Raw genomic sequence first — 20,924 nt, 5'->3', positions numbered from 1 at the left:
TTCCGACGCTCGCCTATCCGACGCTGAGCAGGTCGATGACGAAGACCAGGGTGCGGCCGGACAGCGGGTGGCCGCCACCTGCCGGACCGTAGGCGAGCTCCGGCGGGATGGTCAGCTGACGACGTCCGCCGACCTTCATGCCGGGGATGCCCTCCTGCCAGCCGGCGATGAGGCCGTTGAGCGGGAACTCGATGGACTGGCCGCGGTCCCAGGAGGAGTCGAACTCCTGGCCCGACTCGAAATCGACGCCGACGTAGTGCACCTCGACGAGGCCACCGGCCTTGGCCTCCTCGCCGTCACCGACGACGAGGTCGACCGAGACGAGCTCCTCCGGTGCGGGACCGGTCTGGGCTTCGATCTGGGGCTTGGTCATGATGTGTCTCCTTCAGAATTGTCGCATGGAAAAACCGGGCACAACGCCCCCAGTATATGGAGGTGGTGTCGTGCCCGGTTTCATGACGTCCGTACTAGACGGAGGTACTAGCGCTCCTCACGCGGGGTGACGGTGCGCAGGGTGTTGCCGGTGTAGATCTGACGCGGGCGGTTGATCTTGGTGGTGGTCGCCAGCTGCTCGCGGTAGTGGGCGATCCAGCCCGGCAGACGGCCGATGGCGAACAGGACGGTGAAGAAGTCCGTCGGGAAGCCCATGGCGCGGTAGATCAGGCCGGTGTAGAAGTCGACGTTCGGGTACAGCTTGCGGGAGATGAAGTACTCGTCGTTGAGGGCGATGTCCTCGAGCTTCATGGCGAGGTCGAGCAGGTGGTCGCCACCGAGGTGCTCGAGGATCTCGTGTGCGGTCTCCTTGACGATCGCGGCACGCGGGTCGTAGTTGCGGTAGACGCGGTGTCCGAAGCCCATGAGGCGGACACCCTTCTCCTTGTTCTTCACGCGGTTCATGAAGTCGGTCGCGTCGCCACCCTGGCCGTTGATCTCCTCGAGCATCTCGAGGACAGCCTGGTTCGCGCCACCGTGCAGCGGGCCGGAGAGGGCGTTGATGCCGCCGGCGATGGAGACGAACATGTTCGCCTGTGCGGAGCCGATCATGCGGACGGTCGAGGTGGAGCAGTTCTGCTCGTGGTCGGCGTGCAGGATGAGGAGCTTGTCCAGGGCCTTGACCATGACCGGGTCGATCTCGTACTGCTCGGTCGGGTAGCCGAACATCATGCGCAGGAAGTTCTCGCGCGCGTTGAGGGAGTTGTCCGGGTACATGTACGGGGCACCCTTGGATGCGCGGTACGCGTAGGCGGCCAGCATCGGGACCTTGGCCATGAGGCGGACGGTCGCCTTGTGCTGGTGGGCCTCGTTCAGCGGGTCCAGCTCGTCCTGGTAGTAGGTCGAGAGGATGTTGACGGAGGAGGCGAGGACGGACATCGGGTGAGCGTCACGCGGGAACACGTTGAACTGGGACTTGAAGTCCTCGTCCAGCAGGGTGTGGTGACGGATCTCGTCGGAGAACTGGTGGAGCTCCTCGACGGTCGGCAGCTCGCCGTTGATCAGGAGGTAGGAGACCTCGTTGAAGGTGGCGTTCTCTGCCAGGTCGGCGATGTCGTAGCCGCGGTGGCGCAGGATGCCGTTCTCGCCGTCGATGTAGGTGATGGCGGACTCGCAGGAGCCGGTGGAGACGTAGCCCGGGTCGAAGGTGACCAGGCCGGTGTCGGCAAGCATCTTGCCGAGGACGACACCATCGTTGCCCTCGGTGGCCTTGATGATGTCCATCTCGAACTCGCCGCCGGGGTAGTTGAGTACGGCCTTATCCATGTTGTCAGTAGCCACTGTGTACCTTTCAGACTTCGTTGTCGACCTGCCCCGGTAGGGGGTCAGCCGTCGTGAGGAACTTCGATGAGTGTGACGCCCACCGTAACTCCGACATGGCGGTGAGCCATGTATCAGCTTAGGGGACGCTATCACTATGGTGTGGACGGTTTTCCAGTCTACTTCCCCCCACTGCTCTGAGTGGGGCTCTCCAGACCGGTCCGTGCCTGTGCAGTTGTGCTGCCACCGCACGGTGTTTGCGCTGCTCCCTTGGGGGGAGGGCCGCCGTCCATGAGGTGGAACAGGGCACAGTTTAGCAAATGATGTGATGGAGGCAACAGATTTCAGAAAAGCAGGTCACCCCCATTGAATTTGCGAGGATAAGCCCCTTTGCCTACCCCAGCAACTACCCCCGTTGTCGGTGTCAACCCTAACACCCGGGTTCCGGTCAACGGGTGGGAGGGGAGATACTAAGGTTGTTCTCGATTGGACAGCACTTCACCGACCACGAAAGGGACGTCATCTCCATGACCGAGTTCCCCACCCTCCCCGCAGATCTCCTCCCGGCAGACGGTCGTTTCGGCTGCGGCCCCTCCAAGGTCCGCCCGGAGCAGATCCAGGCCATCGTCGACGGCGGCCGCGACATCATCGGCACCTCGCACCGCCAGCCGGCCGTGAAGAATGTCGTCGGTTCGGTCCGTGAGGGCCTCTCCGACCTGTTCTCCCTGCCGGAGGGCTACGAGATCATCCTGTCCCTCGGTGGCGCCACCGCATTCTGGGACGCCGCCACCTTCGGCCTCATCGAGAAGAAGTCCGGTCACCTGTCCTACGGTGAGTTCTCCTCCAAGTTCGCCAAGGCCTCCCAGCAGGCACCGTGGCTGGATGAGCCGACCATCATCGAGGCCCCGGCCGGCGACGCCCCGGAGCCGCAGGCCATGGAGGGCACCGACGTCATCGGCTGGGCCCACAACGAGACCTCCACCGGCGCCATGGTGCCGATCGTCCGCCCGGAGGGCTCCGACGGCTCCCTCATCGTCATCGACGCCACCTCCGGCGCCGGCGGCCTCCCGGTGAACATCGCCGACACCGACGTCTACTACTTCTCCCCGCAGAAGTGCTTCGCCTCCGACGGTGGCCTGTGGCTCGCCGCCATGTCCCCGGCCGCCATGGAGCGCATCGCGAAGATCAAGGAGTCCGGCCGCCACATCCCGGCGTTCCTGGACCTGCAGACCGCCGTCGAGAACTCCCTGAAGAACCAGACCTACAACACCCCGGCCGTGGGCACCCTGCTCATGCTGGACAACCAGGTCAAGTGGATGAACGAGAACGGTGGCCTGGACGGCATGGTCGCCCGCACCACCGCCTCCTCCGACGCCCTGTACAACTGGGCCGAGGCCCGCGAGGAGACCACCCCGTACGTCACCGACAAGGCGAAGCGCTCCCTCGTCGTCGGCACCATCGACTTCGACGACTCCGTCGACGCGGCGGTCGTCGCCAAGGTCCTGCGTGCCAACGGCATCCTCGACGTCGAGCCCTACCGCAAGCTGGGCCGCAACCAGCTGCGCATCGGCATGTTCCCGGCGATCGACTCCCAGGACATCGTGACCCTCACCAAGGCGATCGACCACGTCCTCGACTCGGGCGTCGCCGCCAAGTAGTCGCCAGGTAGTCGCGGGCACCCGCACACCACCCAACATGCGTCGGACCTCACACGGTCCGGCGCATGTCTGCGTTAGGGTGGTATTCATCACGAGAGAAGGAGAACGCATGCGCGAGTTGTTCCTCGTCCCTGAAGAGTCCTCGGCCACTTCCCTGGTGTTCCGGACCGAGGACGGCGGACAGTTCTTCCTCGACGTCACTTCACTGGACGTGGCCTCCACCCGTGCGCTCCTGCTTGCCGACGTCCCGGAGGACCCCTCCCCCACGGAGTCCGGCACCGCCGCCGTCACCGCCGTCGATGACGTCACCCCGGCGGAGGAGTCCGCACCGGAGCCCGCGGAGACGCAGGAGGCCGCCCGCGAGCGGGTCCTGCCCGCCCCCGACCCGCTGCTCACCGCCCCTCTGACCATGCGTCCGCGTGAGATCCAGGGCCGCATCCGGGCGGGTGCCTCCGTCGACGAGCTCGCCGAGGAGATGGGGGTCGCCCCGTCCCGGGTCGAGCCCTTCGCCCACCCCGTGCTCCTGGAACGCGCCCGCATGACCGAGCTGGCCAAGCAGGCCCACCCGGTCCGGGAGAACGGCCCCGCCAAGCTCACCCTGTGGGAGGTGCTCGCCGCCGCCTTCGCCGCCCGCGGGAACTCGGTCTCGGACACCACGTGGGACGCCTTCCGCGAGGAGGACGGCACCTGGGTGGCGCGCGTCAGCTGGACCGCCGGCCTCTCCGAGAACGAGGCCGAGTGGGCGATCCACGGCTACTCCTCCCCGCAGCCGACGGCGGAGGCCCGCAACCCGGTCGCCGCGGACCTCACCGACCCCGACTTCGTCCAGCCGGTGCGCACCCTCACCTCGGTGGGCCGGGGCTCCCGCTACGACGACACCCCCGAGGACAGCTTCGACGACGAGGACACCGGCACCCCCGCCGGGGGCTCCGGGATCGAGGCGGTGCCCGACGAGATCGAGGGCGAGGAGGTCGACCGGGCCCCGGAGGAGAGGACGCCGACGAGGCGGCGTCGTAAAGCGGTGACACCGCACTGGGAGGACGTGCTGCTGGGCGTGCGGACCAACACGAAGCGCCCGCGGAACTAGGGGGCGCGCGTGGAGACTGTTGTCACCCTGTGGTTCGTCACCGCGGCCGATCCCGCGCGCATCATCGCCGCAGAGCCCCGGGCGGACCGGGGCTTCGGACGTAAGTACCTCGCGCAGCTCAACCCCGCGTGGCCGATCACCCCGATCGGGGAGTTCCCGCTCAACCGCTCCGCCCACGCCTCCGCCGGCGAGTACTACGTCGCCGGTTTCCCCGGGGTGACGATCGTGCAGACGATCCTCACGGACACTCCGGCGCTCTCCGACATCAGCCCCCGGCTGCTCGACTCCGTCCCCGCCGCCGAGGTCTACGCCTTCGCGGTGAACGAGGAGTCCGGCTACGGCGGCATCGCGCACTGGCGTGGCGGGGTGCTCAAACGCTCCCTGTGCGCCGAACGCTCCCGCACCTACGAGGACGTCGGCCTGCCCGTCCCCTTCGAGGCCCCCTTCTGGGCCGGTGAGCGGGCCGAGGCGATCGGCGGCATCTCCCTGCCCTTCGAGCCCGTCGACCTGGTCGCCGCGGCACAGCAGGCCTGGCTCGGAGTGGACGTCTCCCCCGAGGGGCCGGACATCCACATCGTCGCCTACGCCGTGGACGGGCGCCCCGCACCACGCGCGGTGGACGGCCCCCGCCGCCAGCGCGAGCGCGACGCCCGGCGGGAGCCGGTGTCACTGGCCAGCGGCTACGACGACTACGAGACCCCGACCGAGGAGCCGGAGGTCACCCACTGGGCCGACCGCTCCCTGGCGACCCTCCGACGCGCCGCCGGGACGGCCGGACGACGGCTGAACGCCGCCCGACGCTGGGCGCAGGAGAGGATCCGGCACTCCGACCGCGACTAGCCCAGCGAGCGGGTCGAGCGGTCCCGCTCGTAGAACGCGATCGCGGCGCACGTGGCCAGGTTGAGTGAGTCCGTGCCCGGCGCCATGGGGATCCGGGCGCGGACGTCGGTGGCCCTCATCGCGTGCTCGGTCAGCCCCGGTCCCTCGGCGCCGACGAGCAGCGCCACCTTCTCCCGCCCCTCCAGCGCGTCCGCGAGGTGCTCGGCGGCGGGGTCGGGGGTGAGGGAGACGAGGTGGAAGCCGGCGTCGGAGAGCTGCTGCAGGGAACGCTGCCAGGTGGTGTACGTGCCCTCCAGGTGGGCGTAGGGCAGGCGCAGCACGTGCCCCATCGACACGCGGACGACGCGGCGGTAGAGCGGGTCGCCGCAGCCGTTGCCGAAGAGCACGGCGTCGACGCCCATCCCCGCGGCGTTGCGGAACATGGCGCCGATGTTCTCGTGGTCGCCCACCCCCTCGAGGACGACGACGGTGCGTGCTGTGGCCAGGATCTCCGCGAGCGGGGTCTCCGGGGCGCGGTCCGCGACGGCCAGCAGCCCGCGGTGCATGTCGAAGCCGGCGACCGCGGCGAGCGTCTCCCGGCTCACCTCGTAGCGGGGGATGTCCTCGGGCACGCCCTCCGCCTCGAGGGCGTCGAGCTTCGGGCCGAAGCCCACGATGCAGCGCACCGGGAAACGCGACTCCAGCAGACGTCCCACCACCAGCGGGCCCTCGGCGATGACGAGGCGGCGGTCGGCGGCGTCGGAACGGTTGAGGTCCCGGACGTCGTCGAGGCGGGGGTCGGCGGGGTCGTCGATACGCAGTCGCATCAGCCCAGATTAACCCAGGGCCGCGAGGATCGGGTCCATGCCGAAGTAGACGACGAACAGCGCGGAGACGAGCCACATGATCCAGTGGACCTCCTTGGCCTTGCCCGCCGCGACGGCCATGAGGGAGAAGGCGATGAAGCCGACGCCGATGCCGTTGGCGATGGAGTAGGTGAACGGCATGACCACGATGGTGAGGAACGCCGGCAGGGCGATGTGGAACTGGGTCCACTCGATGTCGACGATCTGGGCGATCATCAGCGCACCGACGATGACCAGGACCGGGGCGGCGGCCTCGATGGGGACGACCTCGTAGAGCGGGGTGAGGAACATGGCCAGCAGGAAGAGCACGCCGGTGACGATGTTCGCCAGGCCGGTGCGGGCACCGTCGCCGACGCCCGCGGCGGAGTCCGCGTAGACGGTGGCCGAGGACGAGGAGGTCGCGCCACCGACGATCGCGCCGAAGCCCTCGACGACCAGGGCCTTCTTCATGTCGGGCAGGACGCCGGTCTCGTCAACCAGGCCACCCTGCTTGCCCAGGGCGGTCATGGTGCCCATGGCGTCGAAGAAGTTGGCCAGGACCAGGGTGAACACCAGCAGGGAGGCGGCGAGGACGCCGACGCGGGTGAAGGCGCCGACCATGTCGACGGCACCGACCAGGGAGAGGTCCGGCAGTCCGCCGAAGCCCTCGGGCAGGACCGGCACGGCCAGGGACCAGCCGGTCGGGTTGGGCTGGCCGTCGACGAAGGACGGGCCGGAGTGCGAGACCGCCTCGACGATCATGGCGATGATCGTGGTGGCCAGGATGCCGATGAACAGGCCGCCGCGCACGCCACGGACCACGAGGAAGCCACAGATGATGAGGCCGAGGACGAAGGTGACGGTCGGCCAGGAGGCGATGGAGCCGTCGATGCCCAGGCCGACGGGCACGGTGGTGCCGGCGGCGTCGGGGATGCGGCGGACGAAGCCGGCGTCGACAAGGCCGATCATGGCGATGAACATGCCGATGCCCACGCCCATCGCGGCCTTCATGGACGACGGGATGGCGCGGAACACCGCCGAGCGGAAGCCGGAGACGGCGAGCAGGACGATGATGATGCCGTCGATGACGACGAGGCCCATCGCCTCGGGCCAGGTCAGGCCCTCACCGGCGACCATGGTCACGGCGACGAGGGTGTTGAGGCCCAGGCCGGCGGCGATGCCGAAGGGGTAGCGGGCGATGAGGCCGAAGGCGATGGTCATCACACCGGCGGTCAGGGCCGTGACGGCCGCAACCTGCGGGACGCCGAGGACGGTGCCGTTGACGTCGGCGGTGGTGCCGATGATCAGGGGGTTGAGGATGATGATGTAGGCCATCGCGAAGAACGTGACCACGCCGGCGCGGATCTCCGCGCCGATCGAGGAGCCGCGCTCCGAGATGCTGAAGTAGCGGTCGAGGGCGCCCCCTGACTGCGGAGGTACGGAAGATGGCGCGTCAGACGACACGGACTGCGGCACGGATGTGCTCATGCGCGGTTCCCCTGTTCATGATCAGGTTGTGGGTACGACGCTAATTTCTCACCCCGGCCTCATTTGCACAAAACTTAGGTAGATTCAGGTGCGCACCTGAGCCAAGGAGATGCCCTGTGTTGTACACCTCGACCTTCATGATGCGCGACGGCCGTGTCGCCAATCTTGATGCTCACCTCGACCGGCTCCGTGAGGAGGCGTCCTACAACCCGGACGCGGTCGAGCAGGTCCGCGCCCGGCTGCGCGAGGCCGGTCCCGGTGTCTACCGTCCCCTCATCCGCGTCGGCCGCACCACCATCGACGTGGAGCTCTACCCCTCCATGCAGGTCAGCGACGAGGCCGTCGTCGACGCCCAGGGCATCCTCGACCAGCGGCGACGTCCCACCCGCAAGGGCCCGGACTTCGGCTGGCAGGCCCGTCAGCTCAACATGCTGCGCCACTCCGGCTCCGACTCGGGACTGCTCATCGACGAGCAGGGCATGGTCATCCAGGGGATCTTCTCGGCCGTCCTGTTCCTCAGGGAAGGCACAGCCAACGTCTCCGCGCACCCGCGGGCGGCGGACTCCATCACGCTCAACGCCGCCCTCGAGATGCTCACAGAGGCCGGCGTACGTGTTGTTGAACACCCTGAAGGGTTCACCATGCCGCAGCTGCGGGCCAACGAGACGTGGCTGCTCAGCTCCGTCGAGGGAATCCGGAAGGTCACCGGCTGGCTGGAGTACGGCTCCGTCCTGCCCCCGCGAATCCCGAACCCACCCCGTATGGGGGCTCCCACGCACCGGGAGCTCAACGAGCGGATGTGGGAGCTGGCCCAGGAGGTCTAGAAGATCGGGGACTCGTCGTCGAAGGCGTCGGGGGCCTCCTCGATGAGGGTGTCCGGCGGGGTGTCCGAGTGGGCGCCGCAGCCGTAGGTGGCGTGCACGACGTGACCGTCCGCGGAGTACTCGTTGACGCACGCGCCGAAATTCTCGCCGAGGGTGTCCCCCACCGGCACGAAGAAGGCACAGGTCCGGCAGTTCAGGGTGGCCTTCTCGGCGAACTCGCTCGTCGGGCCGTAGTCGCCGGTGCGCCAGCGCTGCTTCGCGTCCTCGAGGCCCTTGCGGGAGAGGACGGTGCGTCCGTCCTCTGTCTCGGTGAGGCGTTCGTCGCCCGGCTCCGGGGGCATGAGGTCGCCGGGGCCGAGGTCACCGGGCCGGATGCGGTCCGCCCACGGCACCCACTCGGGGGCCTGCAGGGCCTCGCCGGTGGGGGCCGGCACGAGGGCCAGCTCGTTGACGGTGACGTGGCGGGACCCGGAGGCGCACGCGAGGACCGCGTTCCACTCCCAGCCGCTGTAGCCGGGGACGTCGGCGGCGAAACGGTGCGTCGCGACGTTGCGGGTCAGCCCCTGGACACCGATGTGTTCCCCGACGGGTCCGTCCCCCAGCTCCTCCAGAGCGGTGCGGGCGAGGTCGACGGCGTGGGCGTCGAGAAGTGGGCTTTTGCGACGGTGCTGAGAAGAAGTGGACACGCTCCTCATTATGGGCCATGTGCGGCATGATGAGTGGCATGGCTCTCCTCCTCCCCCTCCGCGTCGCCACCGGGACGCTCCTCGCGCTGTCTGCCCTGGGCACCAGTTCCTGCTCCCCTGACACCCCGGGAACCCCCGACGGGGCACCGGTGGCGGTGGAACGCCTGGTGCCGCGGATCGTGGACACCCACCCCTTCGACTCCACCAGCTTCACGCAGGGCCTCGAGGTGGAGGAGGAGGGCACGCTGCTGGTCAGCACCGGCAGATACGGCGAGTCCCGCGTCTACCGCACCACCCTGGAGGGCGAGGAGCTGGCGTCCGCCGACATCGACCCCACGTGGTTCGGCGAGGGGATCACCCGCCACGGTGACCACGTGTGGCAGCTGACGTGGAAGGCCGGGGTGGCGCTCAAGCGGGACGCCGCCACCCTGGAGGAGATCGACCGGGTGACGTACCCCGGCGAGGGCTGGGGCCTGTGCTCCACCGGCGAGGAGCTCATCATGTCGGACGGGACCACGCAGCTGCGCCGCCTCGACCCCGACACCTTCGCCGAGCTGGGACGCATCGACGTCACCCTCGACGGGGTCGCCCGGACGGCGCTCAACGAGCTCGAGTGCGTCGGCGACGACGTCTACGCCAACGTCTTCCTCAGCACCGACATCCTGCGTATCGACGTCGCGGGGGACGCCCCCGGCACCGTCACCGCCGTCATCGACGGCGGGGTCCTGCCCAACAACGCTGTCCCCGACCCGGATCACGTGCTCAACGGCATCGCGCACCTGCCGGGGACGGATCGTCTCCTGCTCACCGGCAAGCGTTGGCCCGACCTCTACGAGGTCGAGCTCGTGCCCGCTGAGTAGGATGTGGAGCCATGACCACCCCGAAGAAGGCGCGTCAGAAGTCGCTGCTGCAGTTCCTCACCCTCCTCATCGCCGTGGTGATCATTGTCGTCGCGGCAGTGCTCGCCCAGAACTGGTGGAACAACCGGCCGGGGCCGGAACCGCAGGACGTGACCGTCACGGCGACGGTCGGTGGGACGCAGATCGAGGTCGCCCCCTATCTCGTGTGTGAGCCGGGCCTGGAGTGCCCGGAGGGTGAGGTGCCGAACCTGCCGATGGGGCCGGACGACACCCTGGTCCTGGACATCCCCGAGCCGATCCACGACCACGACTGGCAGCTGCTCATGATCTACGACGATCCGGCGGTCAACGACCAGCAGTTCCACGGTGCCTACGACACCGACTCGGTGGAGATCCCCGGCTCGGTCGATCCGGTCAACGAGGGCGATCCCCGTCCCCGCCTGATGGTGGTGGAGATCTCCTCCGCCATGATCGGCCATGACGCCGACGGCGAGGAGACCCCCTACGCCACCGTGTGGTCCCTGAGCACCATGGACGGTGAGCGCGAGCTCCGGGCCCCCGAGGACCCCGCAACCCCCTAGATTTCCCCCTCTGATTCCCCTGCCCCACGGCCCCTGTGGCCGTGGGGTTCTTCTCTTATGCGTCCAGTTCCTTGGCGACGGCGCGCAGGATCTCCGCGACCTGACGCGCCACCTGGCGGTCCGGGTAGCGGCCGGCGGCCAGTCCCGGCTGGACCTGGGACTCGAGGACGGTCGTGAGGTCCTGGATCATGCTGCCCAGTTCCTCCGGCTTGCGGCGGTTGACGGCGCGGCGACGCGAGGTGTCGAGCACCTTGACGCGCAGTGCCTGGGGGCCGCGACGGCCGGCGGCGAAATCGAACTCGATGCGCTGGCCGGGATGGAGCTCGTCCACGCCCTCGGGGAGCACCTGCTTACCCACGTAGACGTCCTCGCTCCCCGGGTTGGAGACGAAACCGAAGCCCTTATCGGCGTCGTACCACTTCACCTTGCCGATCGGCACAGTGTTCACCTTTCCTTCCTGTTGATCGTGTGTTTTCCACGGTCGATCGTGAAGGAATCAGTATACCCCCGCCCGATCGTGTGACGATATTTCGTTCGCGGGGACAACTTCGTTACACAGGGGCACCCGCCTCGCTGACTCGTTGACACGACCACCCTATGTGACGTGAATCATATTAGGGGGACCAAACTTTGTGACCAGCGGCTTTGGCGGCTTCTCGGACCATCCCCCGCCTCCCCGCCACCAAAACGAGAGATGCACGTGACTAAACCGTTATAAACCGTTATCGTATCCCGCAGGCACAGCGCAGAACCGTTCCCGCCACCCACGCCGAACCCTGTCCAGGAGGCGGACGACTGCGCGGCATGTGCATCCGAAACGTGAATACCCATGTGGACAGGGGCGGGGAAACCACCGCGGATCAACCCCGATCCGCACCGGTCGGCCGTTCCTCCGGAACAGTCTTCCTCGGGGTGAAGCCTCACAGAGGCCGGGCACAGTGATCCTCCGCCCGAACCCGACAGCTCACCTCGCAGGCGATGACATGAGAGGAACACAGAAAAAACCATGGCACGTCACTTCCGTAAGTCCGTCACCGCAGCCAAGTTCACCGCCACCGCCGCCGCCTTCGGCACCGCCGCCGCCCTCCTGGCCCCGGCCGCCGCCGCAGCCCCGGACTCCGACTGGGACCGCCTCGCGCAGTGCGAGTCCGGCGGCAACTGGGCCATCAACACCGGCAACGGCTACCAGGGTGGCCTGCAGTTCTCCCCGTCCACCTGGGCCGCCTACGGTGGCACCCAGTTCGCGCCGACCGCCAACCTGGCCTCCCGCGAGCAGCAGATCGCCATCGCCGAGAAGACCCTCGCCGGCCAGGGCTGGGGCGCCTGGCCCGCCTGCTCCCGCAAGCTGGGCCTGAACTCCGCCCCGACCCCGCGCAACCTCTCTGCTCCGGCCCCGTCCGCAGCCCCGGCCGCCACCCCGGCTGCCGCACAGTACGTCGCGCCGGTCGCCGCCCAGGCTGAGGCCGCCAAGGCCCTGCCGGCCGAGGTCGCCGCCCTCCTGCCGGCCGGTTCCTCCGAGACCGTCACCCCGGACGTCTACGAGCTCATCCGCGAGCAGGCTCTCCAGTACGGCATCACCCTGCCGCGCTAGGCTCCCGCCGCTTGCCGACGCCCCCGGGCGTCACCCCGCAGCCCCCGCCTCCCCCGGAGGACGGGGGTTTTGTGTTTTTGCCCTGCCCTCCCCCGCAGCGCCCTGCAGCGACGACACAACGACGGAGCCCCCGCGTGCCGCACCGGAGAACCGGTGGGCACGCGGGGGCTCCGCGGCGTCTTGGAAAGGGTCCGTACTACCTACTTGTTGATGCGGGTGTACGGGTGGACGTACGCGATTTCTTCCGCAGGCAGCGGCAGAACCAGGTCGTCACCGTAGGGGCTGGACGCACCAGCCAGGGTGGAGGTAATTTCGGTCACCACGTGGCCGTCGGTACGCGGGATGTGCTTCGGCCAGCCCGGATCGACGTAGCCCTTCTTCTCAACGTTAGCCATGCCCCATATTGTTGCAAACCTGGACCGGAAAAGTAACTTGAACTGCAACTAAAATCGGCGGCACCATGTCTGCCACCCCCGAAACCCCTGATTTCCGCACCTGGTTGTCGTCTCTGGATGACCACGAGCTGGCGAATCTGCTGCGTGCGCGCCCAGATGTCGTCCTCCCGTTACCCCCGGGAATCACCCCCCTGGCCGCGCGACTGCAGCTGCGGGCGTCGGTGGGACGGGCAGCGCGCGGCCTCACCGCCCTCGAACTGGCCACCCTGGAGGCCGCCGCCAACCTGGGCGGCGAGCTCCGGCCGGTGACCGCCACCGACGTCGTCAACGAGGTTCCGGCGGATCCCGCACTCGTGGAGGCCGCGATCACCCGCCTGCGCGGGCTGGCCCTGCTCTACGGGGACGAGGCGGCCCTGCGGGTGGCCGGTGAGGTGATGGCCTCCCTGCCCGCCGACTGGCAGCTTCTCGACGACACCCCGGCCACCCTCACCCCCGCCACCATCGAGGGGCTGTCGGAGAAGCAGCGCGCCATCATGAACACCCTCTCCCACTCCGGCGGCGTCGGCTGCACGAAGCACGCCGCCCCGGACGCCGACCCGACGCACCCGATCCCGCAGCTGATCAACGCGGGGCTGCTCATCCGGGTCGACGCGGCCACGGTCCGACTCCCCCGGCGCGTCCGGGCGGCGCTGCGGGGGCGGGACATCGTCCGCCGCCCGTTGACCCCCTCGCCGCGGGTCCTCGGTGAGCTGCTCGCCGACGACCGGGCCTGCACCCGCGCCGACCACGTCGGGGCCGGCGCCGGCCTGGAGGTCGCGCGGCATCTGCGCCGCCTCATCGAGCTGCTCGGCGCGGAACCGGCGCCGCTGCTCAAGGAGGGCGGGGTCGGCGTGCGCACCGTCACCGCCCTGGCCCGCGCGCTCACCGTCGAGGAGGAGGAGATCCACCGCCTGGTGAGCCTGGGCATGGCGGCCGGTCTGCTGGGACGGGGTGACGTCCGCGACGAGGACTGCCTCGCCCCCACTCTCGCGGCCGACGAGTGGCTGGACGCCGACCTGGCCACCCGCTGGATGACCATGGCGGCCGGGTGGCTGTCCTCGCCGTGGGCGCCGTGGCTCATCGGCACGCACGACGAGAAGAAGGCCCCGATCCGGCTGCTGTCCGACGCGATGAAGCGCCCGCCGCTGGCCGAGCACCGCCGCACCGTGATGAGCACCTACGCGCTCCCACCGCCGGGCATCGGGCTCACCGAGGAGCAGATGCGCGACGACTTCTTCTTCACCCACCCCATCGCCGCCACCCTGCTGCCGGACGTCACGGTCGACGCGATCCTCGCGGAGGCCCGCTGGATCGGGCTGCTCGCCGGGGGCGCGGAGGACACGGCCACCTCCCTGCTGCGGGCCCTGCTCGACCCGACGGCCGACCCGCTGGCCGTCGCGGAGGAGGTCACCCCGGGGACGGTGGAGCGCCTCATCCCGCAGGGCGACATGACGATCCTCGCCCCCGGTCCCCTGCCCCGTGACCTGCAGACGGAGCTCGACCTGCTCGGTGACCTCGAGTCCGCGGGACTGGCCAGCGTCTACCGCGTCACCGACGCCTCCCTGCGTCGCGCCCTCGACGCCGGCCGCACCGCGGAGGAGCTGCGGACCTGGCTGGCGGACCACACGCTCGGTGAGGTGCCGCAGGCCATCCACTACCTCATCGACGACGTCGCCCGCCGCCACGGCACCCTGCGCGGCGGCCCGGCGTTGAGCTACCTGCGATGCGACGACCCCTCGCTGCTCGCCGAGGCCGCCCGCACCCCGGCCGCCGAGAAGGTGGCCCTGCACATCATCGCCCCCACCGTCGCCGTCGCCCAGGCACCGCTCGTGGAGGTCATCGAGGAGCTGCGGGCCGCCGGTTTCCAGCCCGTCGCCGAGGACGCCACGGGCGCGGCCCTGGACATCCGCCCGCAGCCGGCCCGCCTGCCGGCCCCGGACATCCCGGTCCGGACCTCCCGCACCCCGGATGAGGCGCGGATCGCGGCGGCCGTCGCCGCCATCCGGCGCCACGACTCGGGTGAGACGGTCTCCCCGAAGGACACGCAGACGACGCTGGCGATCCTGCAGGCCGCGGCGCGGGGCGGGCGGTCGGTGACGGTGGGTTTCGTCGACAAGCACGGGCGGGCCGTGCACCGTTCCGTGACGCCGCTGACGGTGACGGGCGGGCAGGTCGATGCCCTCGACGAGGCGACCGGCGAGGTGCAGCGCTTCATGCTGCACCGGATCACGGAGGTCCTGCTGGGTTGACCCGGCTGACATAATGGTCCGCATGGCTTTTGGTGATGGACCCCTGATTGTGCAGTCCGACAAGACGGTGCTGCTGGAGATCGACCACGCGAAGGCCGACGAGGCCCGCGCGGCGCTCGCCCCCTTCGCGGAGCTGGAGCGCGCCCCCGAGCACGTCCACACCTACCGCATCACGCCCCTGGCGCTGTGGAACGCCCGGGCCGCGGGGCACGACGCGGAGCAGGTCGTCGACATCCTCGAGCGCTACTCCCGGTTCCCCGTCCCCCAGCCGCTGCTTGTCGACGTCGCCGAGACCATGTCCCGCTACGGCCGCGTCCGCCTGCACAAGCACCCGGCGCACGGGCTGATCCTCGAGTCCGCGGAGCCGGCGATCCTCGCGGAACTCCAGCGCCACCGGAAGATCCGCCCCATGCTCGGCGAGCCCATCGACGCGGAGAACATCCCGGTCCACCCCTCCGAGCGGGGCCGGCTCAAGCAGGAGCTGCTCAAGGTCGGCTGGCCCGCCGAGGACCTGGCCGGTTTCGTCGACGGCGAGTCCCACCCCATCGCCCTGTCCACCGCGAACGAGGACTGGGAGCTGCGCGACTACCAGCGCTACGCCGCCGACTCCTTCTGGGAGGGCGGCTCCGGCGTCGTCGTCCTGCCCTGCGGCGCCGGCAAGACAATGGTCGGGGCGGCCTCGATGGCCCGCGCGCAGGCGACCACGCTCATCCTGGTGACCAACACGGTCGCCGGCCGCCAGTGGCGCAACGAGCTGCTGCGCCGCACCACGCTGACGGAGGAGGAGATCGGCGAGTACTCCGGTGAGCGCAAGGAGATCCGCCCGGTCACCATCGCCACGTACCAGGTGGTCACCCGCCGCACGCAGGGCGAGTACCGGGCGCTCGAGCTCTTCGACTCCCGCGACTGGGGCCTCATCATCTACGACGAGGTCCACCTCCTGCCCGCCCCGGTGTTCCGCATGACCTCCGACCTGCAGTCCCGCCGCCGCCTCGGGCTGACCGCCACGCTGGTGCGCGAGGACGGCCGCGAGGGCGACGTCTTCTCCCTCATCGGCCCCAAGCGTTACGACGCCCCCTGGAAGGACATCGAGGCCATGGGCTTCATCGCCTCCGCCGAGTGTGTGGAGGTCCGCACCACCATGAGCGAGTCGGAGCGCATGACCTACGCCACCGCGGAGACCGCCGACCGCTACCGCCTGGCGGCGAGCGCCAGCGGGAAGATGCGCGTCGTCGAGAAGCTCCTGGAACGGCACCGGGGGCAGCCGACGCTGATCATCGGCGCCTACCTCGACCAGCTCGAGGAGCTCTCCGCGCGTTTCGACGCCCCCGTCATCGAGGGCCGCACCTCCAACAGGCGGCGCGAGGAGCTCTTCGACCGGTTCCGCTCCGGGGATCTCAGCGTCCTCGTGGTGAGCAAGGTGGCGAACTTCTCCATCGACCTCCCCGAGGCCGCGGTGGCGATCCAGGTGTCCGGCACCTTCGGTTCCCGGCAGGAGGAGGCCCAGCGTCTCGGCCGTCTGCTGCGGCCCAAGGCCGACGGCGGCGACGCCCACTTCTACTCCGTCGTCTCCCGCGACACCCTCGACTCCGAGTACGCCGCCCACCGTCAACGCTTCCTCGCCGAACAGGGTTACGCCTACCGCATCGTCGATGCGGACGACCTCGACCAGCTCAATTAGGCTGTTGCCCATGAAGGTATTCAAGTTCCAGGTGGACGAGGCGTTCACGAAGAAGAACAACGAGATGCTCAAGGACACGAAGCGGCTGCAGGTCTCCGCGATCGTGTTCGGGGTGCTCCTCATCCTCGCCGCGGCCGGCCTCTTCGCCTGGTGGGGGCAGGGCTCCGCCGTCGGGCTCATCGGCGGCATCATCGCCCTGACCTTCGGCCTGCTCAGCCTCTTCCTGGCGGTCGTCGTGCCGCGCAAGGTCGGCGGCGCGCAGCAGCTCTACGACACCTACCCGCTCGCCCCCGCCATGATCGCCGAGGTCAACGAACGGGACTACGTCATCATGGCGCTGGTCAACACCAACGTGAACGCGGAGGCCCCGCCGCGCTGGGGCGTCGCGCTGCGCACCGTCAACCGCATCGAGGGCGTCACCGAGCCGAAGCTCGGCACCCGCATCCCCGTCGTCGCCGTGCAGGGCCGTCGCAGCCTCGGCGAGCAGGAGCACTGGGACGAGATCTCCCCCATGCCGATCGCCTGGGGCACCCCGGACCAGGAGATCGTCACCGCCGCCCGCCGCGCCATCCCCGAGGACCAGTGGTCCCGCCTGGACAAGGCCCGCAGGCGTCTCGACGAGGCCAAGGCGACGAAGTTCAACCTGCTGGTCCTCTAGCCGTCAGTCGACCGCCGCCAGCGGTGAGGTGCGCGCCGCCCGGCGGGCCGGCCACAGCGCCGCGAGGACGCCGACGAGGACCGCCGCGACGAGCACCACGGCCAGCTGGTCCCAGGGGATGGCCCAGCGGTCGATGCCCTGCGAGGCGAGGGTGCGCACCAGGCACCACCCGAGCCACACGCCCGTGACGATGCCCGCGAACGCCCCCAGCAGGGCGATGTGGACCGACTCGAGCGTGATCATCCGACGGACCTGACGCCGCTGCATGCCGACGGCCCGCAGCATCCCGAACTCGTGCGTGCGTTCCATGATCGACAGCGCCAGGGTGTTGATGATGCCCAGCACCGCGATGACCACGCTCAGCGCAAGCAGTGCGTAGATCAGCATGAGGAGCTGGTCGATCTGCTCCGCGGCGGAGAGGCGGAACTCCTCCGGGGTCATGATCTGGAGGATGCCGTAGCTCTTCACCTCGTCGGCGACCTCCTCGAAGAGGGGACCGTGGTCCCCGTCCCCGGCGAAGCTGACGTAGGCGGTCTGCGTGAACCAGGCACGCGTGTCGGGCAGCAGTTCGGCGGCGGTCGCCCGGGAGACGGCCAGAGGGGTGTAGGAGGAGGTGTCCTCCCAGATCACCCGGACCGGCGCCCGGACGGTGGCGGTGGTCAGCGAGGAGCCCACCTCCACCTCATCCCCCACCCCGACGCCGAGGTCACGGGCGGTGTCCCTGCTGAGCCCGACGCCGGGGCGGTCCGCGATGCCGACGAAGTCACCGTCGACGACCTCCAGGTTGAGGGCGAGGGTGGGGTCGGCCTCCATGACGGCCGTGACGCCGCCGGTGCCGTCCATCGATCCGGCGCGTCCCCCGACGGTCGCCGGCACCCAGGTGACGGTGACCAGGCCCTCCACCCCGTCCATCCCCGCGATGTTGTCCAGGGCCTGCGCCGGGATGGACTGGTTGCTCACCACCCCGCCGCTGATGACGGCGTCCGCGCGGAGCTCCTCCTCGATGGCCCCGAAGACGGACTCCTTCGTGGAGGCGCCGAGGATGCCGACCGCGGTGACCAGGGCGACGCCGAGGGTGAGCGCGAAGGCGGTCGCCGCGGTGCGGCGCGGGTTGCGGGAAAGGTTGGTGCCGGCCAGCAGCGGGACGACCGCGTTGCCCGGCGGCCGGAGGGTGAACAGGTACCGGGCGACCGCCGCGAGCAGCAGCAGGACCGCGAGGATGAGCAGCACCGCCCCGGCACCGAGGAGCACCGTCCGGGTGTTCGTGGACCAGTCGGTCCAGAAGGCGGCCAGCAGGGTCGCCGCCAGGCCGGCGAGCAGCAGGACGGCGCCGGCGATGCCGCGGCCCGTCACCGGTTGCGTGCTGGACTGGTCACCGGAGCGCATGGCCTGCACCGGGTGGACGCGGCCGGCGCGGCGCGCGGGCACCCAGGCGCTGATGAGGGTGACGATCACACCCACCACCAGCGGCACCGCGACGCTCATCGCGTCCAGGCCGACGCCGGCGTTGGGCAGACCGAGGCCGAAGTGCTCCATGAGCGCGACGATGAGCTTCACCAGGCCGACGCCGAAGACGATGCCCAGCGCGGAACCGACGACACCGATGAGCGCCGCCTCCACGAGCACGGAACCGGTCAGCTGCGCGCGGGACATGCCGAGGGCACGCAGCAGCGCGAACTCCCTGGTGCGCTGCGCCACGGTCATGGAGAACGTGTTGGAGATGATGAACGTGCCCACCAGCAGCGCGATCAATCCGAAGGCGAGCATGAGGTAGGTGAAGAACGCCAGGACCTCGCTGATCTCCTTCGACTCCTCCTCGGCGGCCTGGTCGGCGGTCTGCAGGTCGAAGCCGGGGTACTCGGCCCGGAGGGTCTCCAGGGGGACGTCGCCACGCACGAGGATGCGGCCGGTGTGGACGCCGTCGGAGTACACGGAGTGGAAGACGTCCTCGGCGACCTGCACGCCGGCCCAGCCGCCACTGGCCATGTCGGCCTCGGTGATGCCGACGATCTCCATCTCGGTGCGCCGCTGCGCGTCGATGACCGTCACCCTGTCCCCCACCCGGAGGTCCCCGCGGGCGGCGGCACCGCTGTTGATCACCACCTCCGAGGAGGTCTCGGGGGCGCGCCCCTCGGAGATCTCGAAGGTCGAGGTGACCGTCTTCTCCGTGGGGAGGAACGGGAGGAGCCACGTGCCGGCGCCGCCGGACTGGTAGGCGTCGCCGGCGGCGTCGAGAAGCACGATGGGCAGGATGTCGGTGGGCTCGACCTTTTCCACATCCGGGCGGGCGGCGATCTCCGCGGCCATGTCGAGGGTCAGCGGATGATCCATGGTGGCGTTGAACACCAGGTCGGCGCCTTTGTACTGCCCGTGGGTGATGTCGTTGAAGGCCTTCGACAGGGAGGCGGTGAGGATGAAGCCGCCGGCCACGAAGGTGGTCCCCAGGACCACGGCGAGCAGCGTCATGAGGAAGCGCAGCCAGTGCGCCGACAGACTGCGCAGGGAGATCTTCTGCAGGATGCTCAGAGACTTCACTGGTCGAATCCCGTCATCACCGCGAGGATGTCCTCGGCTGTCGGCTCATGGAGCTCGTTGACCAGCCGGCCGTCCGCCAGGAAGAGCACCCGGTCCGCCCACGCCGCCGCCCTCGGGTCATGGGTGACGATGACCACCGTCTGCCCCATCTCATCCACCGCCGCCCGCAGGATCGCGAGCACCTCGTGCGAGGAGTTGGAGTCGAGGTTGCCGGTGGGCTCATCACCGAAGATGATGTCCGGCCCACCGACGATCGCCCGCGCACAGGCCACGCGCTGCTGCTGTCCGCCGGACAGCTCCGCCGGGCGGTGGTTCAGGCGGTCGGTGAGGCCGAAGCGCGCGGTCACCTCATCGAACCACTGCTTGTCGACGTCCCCTCCCGCAATCTTCGTCGGCAGCGTGATGTTCTCCTCGGCCGTGAGGGTGGGCACCAGGTTGAAGGCCTGGAAGATGAAGCCCAGCCGGTCACGCCGCAGGGCGGTGATCTCCCTGTCCTTCAGCTCCGCGAGGTTGGTCTCGCCGATGTAGGTGGCGCCACTCGTCGGGGCGTCCAGGCCCGCCATGCAGTGCATCAGCGTGGACTTGCCCGACCCCGACGGACCCATGATCGCCGTGAACTGCCCCCGTCCGAGGTCGACGGTCACCCCGTCGAGGGCGTGGACGGCGGTCTCCCCCTCCCCGTACTGCTTGTGCAGGTTGACGGCGCGGGCCGCGGGGAGAGGGGTCTCGGGGTGGTCCTTCTGCTGGTGGTCCATGTCTGCTCATCTCTGTGTCAACGGGAAGGGCGAGATTGTCGCCGTACCCCCATTGTCATCCAGAAGGCATCACGCCACCATCCGTGGACACCCTGATTTCGTCCCTGAAACTATCTGCGGCTGCGGGGTCGGCGGTTTCTGGAATCACAAAAGCAGCAGCCCCCACCCCCGGGGATCATCCCCCCGAGGGTGGAGGCTGCTGCCTCGAATATTCAGTTATGTAATTTTTAGCGTCGGCGGCAACCTACTCTCCCACACCCTCCCGAGTGCAGTACCATCAGCGCGGGCAGGCTTAGCTTCCGGGTTCGGAATGGGACCGGGCGTTTCCCTGCCGCTATCAACCACCGACACACCCACAGGACAACCACCACCACACAGGTGGGGGTCCCGGTGACGGGCGTGTTGTGTCAGACACTGCATA

19 protein-coding genes, 1 rRNA gene and 1 riboswitch are annotated in these 20,924 nt (G+C 69.3%); of the genes, 10 read left to right on the top strand and 10 right to left on the bottom strand.

From position 1 onward, the window contains the following. Positions 1-13 precede the first annotated feature (13 nt). Both B842_RS03240 and B842_RS03235 read right to left on the bottom strand, forming a co-directional pair. Positions 14-373, bottom strand: coding sequence for an FKBP-type peptidyl-prolyl cis-trans isomerase (locus B842_RS03240; RefSeq protein WP_040085168.1), 360 nt, complete (start codon positions 371-373; stop codon positions 14-16). Between the two features lie 107 nt (positions 374-480). Continuing rightward, positions 481-1,758: a citrate synthase gene (locus B842_RS03235; RefSeq protein WP_040085167.1), complete on the bottom strand. Its 1,278-nt coding sequence runs from the start codon at positions 1,756-1,758 to the stop codon at positions 481-483. A gap of 521 nt (positions 1,759-2,279) precedes the next feature. Here B842_RS03235 and serC point away from each other — a divergent pair. The 3 genes from serC to B842_RS03220 all read left to right on the top strand — a co-directional run bounded on the left by serC (position 2,280) and on the right by B842_RS03220 (position 5,337). After that, on the top strand, positions 2,280-3,410 hold the full coding sequence (gene serC, locus B842_RS03230; protein ID WP_040087274.1) for a phosphoserine transaminase: 1,131 nt from the start codon (positions 2,280-2,282) through the stop codon (positions 3,408-3,410). Positions 3,411-3,519: 109 nt separating this feature from the next. Then, positions 3,520-4,497, top strand: a complete 978-nt coding sequence (gene sepH / locus B842_RS03225; RefSeq protein WP_040085165.1) for a septation protein SepH — start codon at positions 3,520-3,522, stop codon at positions 4,495-4,497. Positions 4,498-4,506: 9 nt separating this feature from the next. After that, on the top strand, positions 4,507-5,337 hold the full coding sequence (locus B842_RS03220) for a DUF6928 family protein (RefSeq protein ID WP_040085163.1): 831 nt from the start codon (positions 4,507-4,509) through the stop codon (positions 5,335-5,337). On the opposite strand, the gene B842_RS03215 is transcribed toward B842_RS03220, so the two are convergent. Both B842_RS03215 and B842_RS03210 read right to left on the bottom strand, forming a co-directional pair. Then, positions 5,334-6,143, bottom strand: coding sequence for a TrmH family RNA methyltransferase (locus B842_RS03215; RefSeq protein ID WP_040085162.1), 810 nt, complete (start codon positions 6,141-6,143; stop codon positions 5,334-5,336). The genes B842_RS03220 and B842_RS03215 overlap by 4 nt on opposite strands. Before the next feature lie 9 nt (positions 6,144-6,152). Then, a complete protein-coding gene (locus B842_RS03210) occupies positions 6,153-7,649 on the bottom strand; it encodes an NCS2 family permease (protein WP_040085161.1) in 1,497 nt (498 codons plus the stop codon). Between the two features lie 116 nt (positions 7,650-7,765). Between B842_RS03210 and B842_RS03205 the strand changes: the two genes are divergently transcribed. Next, positions 7,766-8,473, top strand: coding sequence for an aminotransferase class IV (locus B842_RS03205; RefSeq protein ID WP_156119411.1), 708 nt, complete (start codon positions 7,766-7,768; stop codon positions 8,471-8,473). On the opposite strand, the gene B842_RS03200 is transcribed toward B842_RS03205, so the two are convergent. Continuing rightward, the gene (locus B842_RS03200) at positions 8,470-9,168 is read right to left on the bottom strand and encodes a DUF3027 domain-containing protein (RefSeq protein ID WP_040085160.1); all 699 of its coding nucleotides are present in this window, start codon (positions 9,166-9,168) and stop codon (positions 8,470-8,472) included. The genes B842_RS03205 and B842_RS03200 overlap by 4 nt on opposite strands. Positions 9,169-9,197: 29 nt before the next feature. On the opposite strand from B842_RS03200, the gene B842_RS03195 reads away from it, so the two are divergent. Next, on the top strand, positions 9,198-10,019 hold the full coding sequence (locus B842_RS03195; RefSeq protein WP_040085159.1) for a glutaminyl-peptide cyclotransferase: 822 nt from the start codon (positions 9,198-9,200) through the stop codon (positions 10,017-10,019). An 11-nt stretch (positions 10,020-10,030) separates the two neighbouring features. Beyond that, complete coding sequence (locus B842_RS03190; protein WP_040085157.1) at positions 10,031-10,600, top strand: DUF2771 domain-containing protein; 570 nt, start codon at positions 10,031-10,033, stop codon at positions 10,598-10,600. A gap of 55 nt (positions 10,601-10,655) precedes the next feature. Here the strand turns inward: B842_RS03190 and B842_RS03185 are convergent, their stop codons facing one another. Further along, entirely contained in the window at positions 10,656-11,039 is a 384-nt protein-coding gene (locus tag B842_RS03185; protein ID WP_040087272.1) for a cold-shock protein, read from the bottom strand. Between the two features lie 369 nt (positions 11,040-11,408). Further along, a riboswitch (cyclic di-AMP (ydaO/yuaA leader) is annotated at positions 11,409-11,593 on the top strand. Positions 11,594-11,606: 13 nt separating this feature from the next. Between B842_RS03185 and B842_RS03180 the strand changes: the two genes are divergently transcribed. Then, positions 11,607-12,191 carry a transglycosylase family protein gene (locus B842_RS03180; protein ID WP_052437701.1) on the top strand — a complete coding sequence of 195 codons (585 nt, stop codon included), beginning with the start codon at positions 11,607-11,609 and terminating at the stop codon, positions 12,189-12,191. Positions 12,192-12,391: 200 nt separating this feature from the next. Here the strand turns inward: B842_RS03180 and B842_RS03175 are convergent, their stop codons facing one another. Further along, the gene (locus B842_RS03175) at positions 12,392-12,586 is read right to left on the bottom strand and encodes a hypothetical protein (RefSeq protein WP_040085156.1); all 195 of its coding nucleotides are present in this window, start codon (positions 12,584-12,586) and stop codon (positions 12,392-12,394) included. 65 nt (positions 12,587-12,651) lie between these two features. On the opposite strand from B842_RS03175, the gene B842_RS03170 reads away from it, so the two are divergent. Genes B842_RS03170 through B842_RS03160 form a run of 3 tightly spaced genes read left to right on the top strand, consistent with a single transcriptional unit; the run spans position 12,652 to position 17,213 of the window. After that, positions 12,652-14,874, top strand: a complete 2,223-nt coding sequence (locus B842_RS03170; RefSeq protein WP_040085155.1) for a helicase-associated domain-containing protein — start codon at positions 12,652-12,654, stop codon at positions 14,872-14,874. 22 nt (positions 14,875-14,896) lie between these two features. After that, positions 14,897-16,555: a DNA repair helicase XPB gene (locus tag B842_RS03165; protein WP_040087270.1), complete on the top strand. Its 1,659-nt coding sequence runs from the start codon at positions 14,897-14,899 to the stop codon at positions 16,553-16,555. A 10-nt stretch (positions 16,556-16,565) separates the two neighbouring features. Next, positions 16,566-17,213, top strand: a complete 648-nt coding sequence (locus B842_RS03160) for a DUF3239 domain-containing protein (protein WP_040085153.1) — start codon at positions 16,566-16,568, stop codon at positions 17,211-17,213. 3 nt (positions 17,214-17,216) lie between these two features. On the opposite strand, the gene B842_RS03155 is transcribed toward B842_RS03160, so the two are convergent. The 3 genes from B842_RS03155 to rrf form a co-directional block, all read right to left on the bottom strand. Beyond that, positions 17,217-19,748, bottom strand: coding sequence for an ABC transporter permease (locus tag B842_RS03155; protein WP_052437700.1), 2,532 nt, complete (start codon positions 19,746-19,748; stop codon positions 17,217-17,219). After that, positions 19,745-20,503, bottom strand: a complete 759-nt coding sequence (locus B842_RS03150) for an ABC transporter ATP-binding protein (protein WP_040085152.1) — start codon at positions 20,501-20,503, stop codon at positions 19,745-19,747. The genes B842_RS03155 and B842_RS03150 overlap by 4 nt, the downstream gene beginning before the upstream one ends. 231 nt (positions 20,504-20,734) lie before the next feature. Continuing rightward, positions 20,735-20,852 (bottom strand): 5S ribosomal RNA (gene rrf / locus B842_RS03145). Between the last annotated feature and the right edge of the window lie 72 nt (positions 20,853-20,924).

The sequence above is a fragment of the Corynebacterium humireducens NBRC 106098 = DSM 45392 genome (assembly GCF_000819445.1).
Classification (GTDB): domain Bacteria; phylum Actinomycetota; class Actinomycetes; order Mycobacteriales; family Mycobacteriaceae; genus Corynebacterium; species Corynebacterium humireducens.
This window is presented reverse-complemented; position numbering and strand designations above follow the sequence as displayed.

Bases quoted from the DNA above. Each gene is read 5' to 3' on its own strand.
- B842_RS03240 (WP_040085168.1), bottom strand. From the start codon at position 373: ATGACCAAGCCCCAGATCGAAGCCCAGACCGGTCCCGCACCGGAGGAG.
- B842_RS03235 (WP_040085167.1), bottom strand. From the start codon at position 1,758: ATGGATAAGGCCGTACTCAACTACCCCGGCGGCGAGTTCGAGATGGAC.
- serC (WP_040087274.1), top strand. From the start codon at position 2,280: ATGACCGAGTTCCCCACCCTCCCCGCAGATCTCCTCCCGGCAGACGGT.
- sepH (WP_040085165.1), top strand. From the start codon at position 3,520: ATGCGCGAGTTGTTCCTCGTCCCTGAAGAGTCCTCGGCCACTTCCCTG.
- B842_RS03215 (WP_040085162.1), bottom strand. From the start codon at position 6,143: ATGCGACTGCGTATCGACGACCCCGCCGACCCCCGCCTCGACGACGTC.
- B842_RS03210 (WP_040085161.1), bottom strand. From the start codon at position 7,649: ATGAGCACATCCGTGCCGCAGTCCGTGTCGTCTGACGCGCCATCTTCC.
- B842_RS03200 (WP_040085160.1), bottom strand. From the start codon at position 9,168: ATGAGGAGCGTGTCCACTTCTTCTCAGCACCGTCGCAAAAGCCCACTT.
- B842_RS03195 (WP_040085159.1), top strand. From the start codon at position 9,198: ATGGCTCTCCTCCTCCCCCTCCGCGTCGCCACCGGGACGCTCCTCGCG.
- B842_RS03190 (WP_040085157.1), top strand. From the start codon at position 10,031: ATGACCACCCCGAAGAAGGCGCGTCAGAAGTCGCTGCTGCAGTTCCTC.
- B842_RS03180 (WP_052437701.1), top strand. From the start codon at position 11,607: ATGGCACGTCACTTCCGTAAGTCCGTCACCGCAGCCAAGTTCACCGCC.
- B842_RS03175 (WP_040085156.1), bottom strand. From the start codon at position 12,586: ATGGCTAACGTTGAGAAGAAGGGCTACGTCGATCCGGGCTGGCCGAAG.
- B842_RS03170 (WP_040085155.1), top strand. From the start codon at position 12,652: ATGTCTGCCACCCCCGAAACCCCTGATTTCCGCACCTGGTTGTCGTCT.
- B842_RS03165 (WP_040087270.1), top strand. From the start codon at position 14,897: ATGGCTTTTGGTGATGGACCCCTGATTGTGCAGTCCGACAAGACGGTG.
- B842_RS03160 (WP_040085153.1), top strand. From the start codon at position 16,566: ATGAAGGTATTCAAGTTCCAGGTGGACGAGGCGTTCACGAAGAAGAAC.
- B842_RS03150 (WP_040085152.1), bottom strand. From the start codon at position 20,503: ATGGACCACCAGCAGAAGGACCACCCCGAGACCCCTCTCCCCGCGGCC.